Origin of the sequence: Marinibaculum pumilum, assembly GCF_042646425.1 — a bacterium.
Classification (GTDB): domain Bacteria; phylum Pseudomonadota; class Alphaproteobacteria; order Ferrovibrionales; family Ferrovibrionaceae; genus Marinibaculum; species Marinibaculum pumilum.
Map to the genome: position 1 here is coordinate 410,714 of NZ_JBHRTR010000034.1, position 8,031 is coordinate 418,744.

Annotated in this window: 7 protein-coding genes; 5 read left to right on the plus strand and 2 right to left on the minus strand. The window is 70.4% G+C overall.

Going from position 1 to position 8,031, the window contains the following annotated elements; all coding sequences use genetic code 11:
- The first annotated feature begins 2 nt into the window (after positions 1-2).
- From ACFOGJ_RS21745 to ACFOGJ_RS21760, 4 genes are all read left to right on the plus strand, one after another.
- Positions 3-617, plus strand: coding sequence for a flavin reductase family protein (locus tag ACFOGJ_RS21745; RefSeq protein ID WP_379904517.1), 615 nt, complete (start codon positions 3-5; stop codon positions 615-617).
- A gap of 65 nt (positions 618-682) precedes the next feature.
- Positions 683-1,777, plus strand: coding sequence for a muconate/chloromuconate family cycloisomerase (locus ACFOGJ_RS21750; protein WP_379904519.1), 1,095 nt, complete (start codon positions 683-685; stop codon positions 1,775-1,777).
- Positions 1,728-2,708 (plus strand): LysR substrate-binding domain-containing protein, encoded by a 981-nt coding sequence (locus tag ACFOGJ_RS21755; protein ID WP_379904521.1) that lies wholly within the window; start codon positions 1,728-1,730, stop codon positions 2,706-2,708. The genes ACFOGJ_RS21750 and ACFOGJ_RS21755 overlap by 50 nt, the downstream gene beginning before the upstream one ends.
- A 120-nt stretch (positions 2,709-2,828) precedes the next feature.
- Positions 2,829-4,097, plus strand: coding sequence for an alkaline phosphatase family protein (locus tag ACFOGJ_RS21760; RefSeq protein WP_379904524.1), 1,269 nt, complete (start codon positions 2,829-2,831; stop codon positions 4,095-4,097).
- Positions 4,098-4,114: 17 nt separating this feature from the next.
- Here ACFOGJ_RS21760 and ACFOGJ_RS21765 read toward each other — a convergent pair whose 3' ends face one another.
- Both ACFOGJ_RS21765 and ACFOGJ_RS21770 read right to left on the minus strand, forming a co-directional pair.
- Positions 4,115-5,983, minus strand: coding sequence for a dihydroxy-acid dehydratase domain-containing protein (locus tag ACFOGJ_RS21765; RefSeq protein ID WP_379904526.1), 1,869 nt, complete (start codon positions 5,981-5,983; stop codon positions 4,115-4,117).
- A 141-nt stretch (positions 5,984-6,124) separates the two neighbouring features.
- Positions 6,125-7,366 carry an MFS transporter gene (locus ACFOGJ_RS21770; protein ID WP_379904528.1) on the minus strand — a complete coding sequence of 414 codons (1,242 nt, stop codon included), beginning with the start codon at positions 7,364-7,366 and terminating at the stop codon, positions 6,125-6,127.
- A 198-nt stretch (positions 7,367-7,564) separates the two neighbouring features.
- Here ACFOGJ_RS21770 and ACFOGJ_RS21775 point away from each other — a divergent pair, with 198 nt between their 5' ends.
- Entirely contained in the window at positions 7,565-7,882 is a 318-nt protein-coding gene (locus ACFOGJ_RS21775; protein WP_379904530.1) for a DMT family transporter, read from the plus strand.
- The last annotated feature ends 149 nt before the right edge of the window (positions 7,883-8,031 follow it).

Below are 8,031 nucleotides of genomic sequence, written 5' to 3' on the forward strand. Positions count from 1 at the left end.
GGATGTTCTACATTCCGGGAGAACCGCACGGCCTGCCGCACGACCCGCTGATCGCCTGCGTCGTGCCGCGGCCGATCGGCTGGATCTCGACGATCGACCGGAACGGCAATGCCAACCTCGCGCCGTTCAGCCTCTTCAACCTCGTCCGCTACGACCCGCCGGCGGTGATGTTTTGCGCCAACGGCCCGCATCTGGACGGCGGCCCGAAGGACAGTGCGCGCAACGCCGTGGAGACGGGCGAGTTCGTCTACAACATGGCGACCCACGCGATGCGCGATCCGTGCAACGAAAGCTCCGCCTTCCTGGACCGCGGGGTGGACGAGTTCGGTCATGCCGGGCTGACGAAGCTGCCGTCGCGGCTGGTCCGTCCGCCGCGCGTCGCGGGGAGTCCCGTCCAGTTCGAATGCCGCACCGTCCTGCAGGTGTCGCTGCCGGGCGGTCCGTCGAACGCGGTCATCTTCGGGTCGGTGGTGGGCGTCCATATCGCCGACGACGCGCTGACGGACGGTCTGCTCGACTATGACCGGATCCTGCCGCTGGCGCGGATGGGCTATCTGGATTTCGCGGTCTCGCGCCCGGCCTTTCCGATGCCGCGCATCGGTTCGGCACGGACATGAGTGCAACCGGACCCGCCGCCCGGCAGGCCCCCGTCGCGCGCGCACTGGCCGACAGGATCCGGTCCGTGGAGACCTGGATCCTCGACATTCCGGCCACCCGCAGCCACGTCCATTCCGGCGCCACGGTCAGCACGCAGAGCTACCTCCTGGTCCGGATCACCAGCGACGGCGGGGCTGTCGGCCATGGTGAGGTGGCCACTGCCGGCGGCCCGTGGTGGAGCGGCGACAGCATCGAATCCGTCAAGGCGACGATCGACGGCTATCTGGCGCCGCTGCTCTGCGGCCGCGCGGTGGCGGGCCTGGCGACGATGATGGCGGCCATGGACCGCAAGGCGCATGGCAATGCCTTCGCCAAGGCGGGGATCGAGATGGCGTTGCTGGATCTCTGGGCCCGCCTGCTGGACCTGCCGGTCCATGTCCTTCTGGGCGGCGCCCAGGCGGACGCCTTCGCGTTGTCCTGGCCGCTGGGCGCGACGGAGGCCGCCGCCGACCTCGACGAGGCTGAGGCACGCCTTGCCGAGGGGATCACCCGTTTCAAGGTCAAGATGGGCGGGCGGGCAGAGGCCGATGACCTGCCTCGCGCCCTGGCGATCGCCAGGGCGGTCGCGGGCCGGGCGGAGCTGCGCATCGACCTGAATGGCGCCTGGAGCGAGCTTCAGGCCCAGCGCAGCTTCGCCGCGCTGGCGGATGCGGGCTACCGGCTCTGCGAACAGCCGCTGCCACGGCATGAACTGGCCGGGCATGCGCGGTTGGGGCGGCGGTTCCCGATCACCCTGATGGCGGACGAAAGCCTGTCCGACACCCGCAGCCTGCTGGCCATCGAGGGGACCGATGCCTTCAGCGCCCTCGCCCTGAAACCCCTGAAATCCGGTGGGCTGCTGGCGACCCTGCGTCTCGCGCGGCTGGCGCAGGATCTGGGCTATTCGCTGTTCGGCGGCTGCTTCCTGGAAACCTCGCTCGGCACCGCCGCCTGCTTGCACTTGGGGGCGGCAATCGGAACACTGGAACTGGGCTGCGAATGGATGGGGCCGCGCCTGCTGCGCGCCGATATCGTAACCGAACCCGTCCGCTACGACCGCGGCCTGGCCTGCCTGCCGGCGGGCCCGGGATATGGGGTGGAGATCGACGATACCGCAATCCGACGTTTCGCACGGCGCTGACCTGTCCCGAACCCTGGCGGCCCTGCCGCCGGGTGTCGATCTCCGTCTGCTTCGCTATTTCGTCATGGTGGCGGAGACCCTGAACTTCCGGGTCGCCGCGGAACGGCTGAACATGTCGCAGCCGCCGCTGTCGCGCGCGATCCAGGAACTGGAACTGCGCCTCGGTGTCGTGCTGTTTCAGCGCGACCGCCGCAACGTCGCGCTCAGCCGTGCCGGCGCGCAGTTCCTGTCCGACGTTCGTGGCGTGCTGGCCGACATGGAAAAGGCGGTGGAGCGGGTCCGCCTCGCCGAGCGTGGTCTGAAAGGTCAGATCAACATCGGCTATTTCGGATCGCTGATCTACAGCTTCATTCCCTGGCTTCTTGCCGCGTACCAGGAACTCTATCCGCTGGTCGAACCGCGGCTCTTCAACCTGCCGAAGGACCAGCAGGTCGGGGCGATGCTGGAGGGCCGGATCGACGTCGGCTTCGCCCGGCAATACCCGGTGCGGTCGGGACTGACCTCTGAGGCGCTGGTCGACGAGAACCTTGTGCTTGCGACCCCGACGGGCCGTGCGCTTGCAGGGCGGAACCTCGTCTCACTGGCGGACCTGGACGGCGAACCGATGGTGGTCTTTCCGCGACTGCCGCGGCCCAGCTTCGCCGACAGCGTCCTCGCCATGATTGCCGCTGCTGGCGCGGTGCCCGCCGCGGTCACCGAGATGGACGATGCGGCCGGCTGCCTGGCCATGGTCTCGGCCGGGCGGGGCAGCGCGGTGATGCCCGCCAGCATGCGGATGTTCCACAGCCCGGCGACGGTCTTCGTCCCCTTCGCCGCGCCGGTGCCGACCAGCCCCCTGGCCTGCCTCTATCCCGCCGGCACACTTCCGGTCGTGGTGGAGAACTTCCTGGCCGTGGCGCGCAGCCGGGCCGAGGCCTTCGTCCGGACGTGACCGGAGCGGCGGCCGGTCCGTCGCCGCGTGTCATCTGCCTGCAACCATCCGCCGCGATCATCCGTCGGCGGTGGGGAACTATGGCGCGGCGGCAACGCCCCGCCGCTGAAGGAGGGGCCGGTGACGGCACGGCGACGCTGCGTTCTGGTGGTCTGCGACGGCCATCGCGACGATCTGGTGCGACCTGAGCTCTGCCCGGCGATCGCCGCCCAGGCGGTGGCCGGCACCCGCTTCCTGGCGCATCGGTCGGTCTTTCCCTCCGTTACCCGGGTTTCCGCCGCCAGCATCGCGACCGGTCAGCCGCCGGCGGTGCATGGCCTTCATGGCAACAGCATGGGCCTGCCGGGCGCGCGGGGCATCGAGATCCGCGATGCCGGCCCGCCGGACTTCGTCGGCGCAATGCGCGCCGCACTGGGGCGGACCCTGGCCGTGCCGGTGCTGGCACAACGGGCTGCGTCGCTGGGGCGGAGCATCCATGTCTCCAACGTCTCGCCGGGTGCGGCCTATTTCTTCGATCCCGATGGCCATGGCTCGGTCCACCACCGGGCCGGCTGCTACGGTCCCGGCCTTGCACCGCTGGCGGAAGTGCTGCCGGCCAGCCCCGATGCGGCCGGCGACCGGGCCGCGACCGAACGCTTCTGCGCCCTGTTGCGCGACGACCCGTCGGCGCCGCTGGTCAGCCTCTGGCTCGCCAATCCCGACAAGGTGATGCATGGCAGCGCGCTGGGCTCGCCGGCGCACCGGGCGGCGGTGGCGGCGGCTGACGAGTGCGTGGCGATGGTGGCGCAGGCGGTAGCCGAACTGCGCGCGACGGGCGAGGCGGTGCTGTTCCTGCTTGGCTCAGACCACGGCCATGAAACGGTCCGCCGCGTGATCCCGGTCGAGCGCCTCCTGTGGCAGGCGGGGTTCAAGCCGGAACGCGATGGCGGCGATCTGCAGGTCGCGCCGCAGGGCGGCAGCGCCCTGATCTATGCGGACCGGAGCGTCCCGGAGGAGCGGCTGGCCGCCGTCGCGCACTGGCTGCGGGCACAGGACTGGTGCCGCGCGGTTTTCGCCGATGACGATCTCGCGGAGGTCGGCATGGCGCCCGCTGGCGGCCTGCGCCTTGCCGTGGCGATGGCCGGCGATGACATGCCGAACGCGCATGGCATCCCCGGCCGCTCTGACGTTGCGGTACGGTTCGAGACGGACGAAGAGGTGCCGGGCAAGGGCCAGCATGGCGGGCTGGGCCGCTACGAGACCCAGCCCTTCCTGATCGCTTCCGGCCCCGGCTTCGGGGCCGGGGAGACCCGGTCGGCGGCGACGTCGCTGCTCGACATCGCGCCGACCGTGCTGCGGCACCTGGGCCTTCCGCAGGATGGCCTGCCGGGACGGCCCCTGCAGTCCTGAGACGGGCAGCGGCGCCGTCAGAACGCCTTCTTCGTCTCCGGCCGGTGGCGGTTCGCCGGCACGAAGCCGGAGCGCGCGGCCTCGCGGGGGCTTCGCACCCAGACCTCGCGGTTGGGATGCAGGCCGCCGCCGCGGATCGCCGGCACCGCGGTGTGGCGGGCGCGGTGCAGCAGGCGAGTGTCGGCGGCGCCGCAATTCGGGTGCACGCCGCCATTGTCCGCGACCACCTTCTCCCACGCGCTCTTGCGGGCCGACAGGGTGGCGGCATCGTCGAGCGCCGGGCAGTTCAGCGCGTTGGTGTTCAGGTCGACGACGATCTCGTCGCCATCCTCGATGAAGGCGATCGGCCCGCCCAAGGCCGCCTCCGGCCCGACATGGCCGATCACCAGGCCGACCGAGCCGCCGGAGAAGCGGGCGTCGGTCATCAGTGCCACGACGATGCCGCGCTCCCGGCACAGGGCGGTGATGCGGGAGGTGGGGTCCAGCATCTCCGGCATGCCGGGGGCGCCGCTCGGCCCCTCGTAGCGGACAATGATCATGTCCTTGTCCTGGAAGCTGTCCGGTGTCTTGTCGAGCGCCTCCAGCAGGTGCCGCTCGCCCTCAAACACGCGCGCCTGACCGCGGAAGACATTGCCGTCCAGGCCGCCCTCGACCCCGGCCAGCTTCAGGATCGCGGAGAAGTCGGGCGACAGGTTGCCGCCCAGCACCCGCAGGCCGCCGGTCGGCTTGTAGGGCCTGGCGACGGGATAGACGATGGTGCCGTCGACCGGCTTCGCCTCCAGCCGGGCGACCTGGCCGGCCAGGGTCTCGCCGGTGCAGGTCATCACTTCGCCGTTCAGCAGCCCGGCATCCAGCAGCTCGCGCACGATCATCTGCACGCCGCCGACCCGGTCGATATCGACCATCGAATACTTGCCGTAGGGGCGCGCGTCGGTGAGCACCGGCACGACGTGCTGCGACAGGTGGTTGAACTCCTCCGGCGTCATCACCTCGCGCCAGAAATCGGCATAGCCGGCGGCGCGGGCGATCTCCGGCGCGTGCAGGGTGACGTTGGTCGATCCGCCCACCGCCATCGCGACGATCACCGCATTGCGCAGCGAATCCCGCACCACGATGTCGCGCGGCTTCAGGTCCTTGTCGATCAGGTTGGCCAGCAGGTCGACCAGCTCGCCGGGGAACTGCTCCACCCGGCGCCGGTCGTCGGAGGCTGGTGCCACCATGTGCAGCGGCTGCATGCCGACCACGCCGATGAAGGTCTGCATGGTGTTGTAGGTGAACATGCCGCCGCAGCTGCCGATGCCGGGGCAGGCATGGCAGGCGATGTGGTGGCGGAACTCCGGGTCCGGATTGCCGGCGACCTGATAGGCGCTCACGATGTCCAGCGCCTCCCCCGTCTTCGGGTCCTGGCCGGGATGGATCGGGCCGTCGGACATGATGATCGACGGCAGGTTATGCTCCAGCAGGGCAGCCAGGGTGCCGACCGGCGGCTTGTCGCAGGCGACGACGGCGATGGTGCCGGCCAGGCCCGTCGCCTCCAGATGCTCGCACAGCGCATCGTTGGTGACCTCGCGCCCGATCAGGGAATAGCGCATCTCCCGCGTGCCGTTGCGGATGCCGTCGGAGGTCGCGATGGTGAATTCCGGCTGCACCAGACGCAGCTTCAGCTGGCCCTCGCCCTTGCCGATCCGGCCCTTCAGGCAGGCGTGGATCGCTTCCACTTTCTCCTGCACGCCGAGATAGCACTGGCTGTCGCCCTTGGTCCCGACCACGCCGACCGACGGCTCGTGGATCAGGTCCGGATCGGTGCCCAGCACGCGGGCCATCCCGATGGTCTGGGCCGAGCGGCCCGGATGGCGGTCGATCAGTACGGTCTTGGTATCGGTCACGGGCATTTCCTCGAAGCGGTGCGACATCCCCCGGCGGACGGCAGCTCGAAAGGCGCCGTTCCGTCGCTGCCGGATGTTCCAGCAGAAAGCGGCGCCGGTGTCGAGGAAAAGGGGCCGCGAGACCGACCGGGCCGCCGGCGCTCAGGCCGGTCGGGGCAGGCGGGTCGGGCCGCCGAAGGCGGTGAGCATCTGCACCAGGCCGGCGGTCAGGCCGATGCCGACGCCGATCTGCACCGCCAGCTCGTAGGAGCCCAGCCGGTCGAACAGCCAGCCGCCGCCGAAGGCGCCGACGAAGCTGCCGACCTGGTGGCTCATGAAGGCCAGGCCCTGGATCATCGCCTGCCAGCGCAGGCCGAACATCTCCACTACAAGGCCCGCCACCAGCGGCGAGACGCCGAGCCAGAGGAAGCCCATCATCGCGGCGAACAGGATCGTCGTCTCCGGCGTCGGCAGGGCCATGAAGTACCAGGCCAGCACGATCGAGCGCAGGACGTAGATGCCGCCCAGCAGCAGGCGCTTGTTCCAGCGCCCGCCGGCCCAGCCGAAGAACAGGCTGCCCAGCACGTTGAAGCCGCCGATGGTGCCGAGCGCGGTGGCGCCCAGCATCGGGTCCATGCCGCAGATCTCCAGATAGGCGGGCAGGTGGGTGGTCAGGAAGACGAGCTGCATGCCGCAGACGAAATAGGCGCCGGTCATCACCAGGAAGGGGCCGTTGCCGCAGGCCAGCCGGGTGGCCGCCCAGGCCCCCAGTCCATCCGCATTGTTGCCGACCGGGCCGGCCTGGGCAGCCCCGGGCTCTGCCCTGCGGTCGGTGCGGCCGGCGAGCCAGGCGGCCGGCACGATCAGGGCGGCCATCAGCGCAAAGCCCAGCACGCCGAGGCGCCAGCCGTCCGCATCCTGCAGGAACTGGCCGATCGGCGCCGCGATCAGGGTGCCGATCGAGCCGGCGGCCGACATCACCCCCAGCATGGTGGAACGCCGCGCGGCCGAAACGGTCCGAGCGGTGACCGCCATCGCCATCGCCACCGAGGCGCAGGCCATGCCGGTGCCGATGCAGAAGCCCGCGCCGAGCAGGACGGCCAGCATGCCCTGCGCCTGCGACAGCAGCAGCATGCCGCCGGCATAGACGACCGCGCCGAACAGCATCACCGGGCGATAGCCCCAGCGCACCGCGGCGGCACCGGCGAAGGGTTGGAACAGGCCCCAGAGCAGGTTCTGCACGGCGACCGCGAAGGTGAACTCCGCGACCGTGATCGCGATCTCCTCCACGGCGGGGTGCATGAAGATCCCCAGGCTCTGCCGCAGGCCCATGGTCAGGGTCATCATCACCGCCGCGCCGATCAGGATGGCGGCGGCGCCGGGCATGCGGCCGGATGTGGTCATGGTCGTCCTCGCCGCTGGCGGTGGAGAGTGAAGAGGTCGCTCCTGCTTACGGTGCCGGGCGGCTTGCCACAAAGGACAATAACGAACCCGAGGCATGAGCTGATGTCATGCGGCACGCCGGCTGCCAGCGTGACCGTGACACACCTGGCCGCATCGGGTAACCGGAATGCAGGGGAAACCGGATGCGCGAGGGACGACATGGCCTGGATCTATCTGCTGCTGGCGGGCATTGCCGAATGGGGCTGGCCGATGGGGCTGAAGTTCGGCTGGACCGACCAGGGGCTGAAGTTCTGGCCGCTGGCGCTGGCCGTGGTCTCCATCATGGTCAGCGGCGCCTTCCTGTTCATGGCGCAGCGGGTGATTCCGGTCGGTACCGCCTACGCGGTCTGGACCGGCATCGGGGCCGTCGGCACCTTCTTCCTGGGAGTCTGGTTGCTGGGTGAGCCGGCGAACGCGATCCGCTTCGTCTCTGTCGGACTGATCGTCGCCGGCATTATCGGCCTGAAGATGGCCTGATCGCCATGCCCGGGCCAGTCGCATCGGCCGGGGCGGCCGGCAGCGCGGCGGTTGCGATGGGCGCCGCCGGCATGGCCCTCCTGCTTCTGCTGGCTTCCGTCGTGCCGGGGGCGGCCGGGGACGGGCCCACCGGTTCGGCCGCCCCCGGC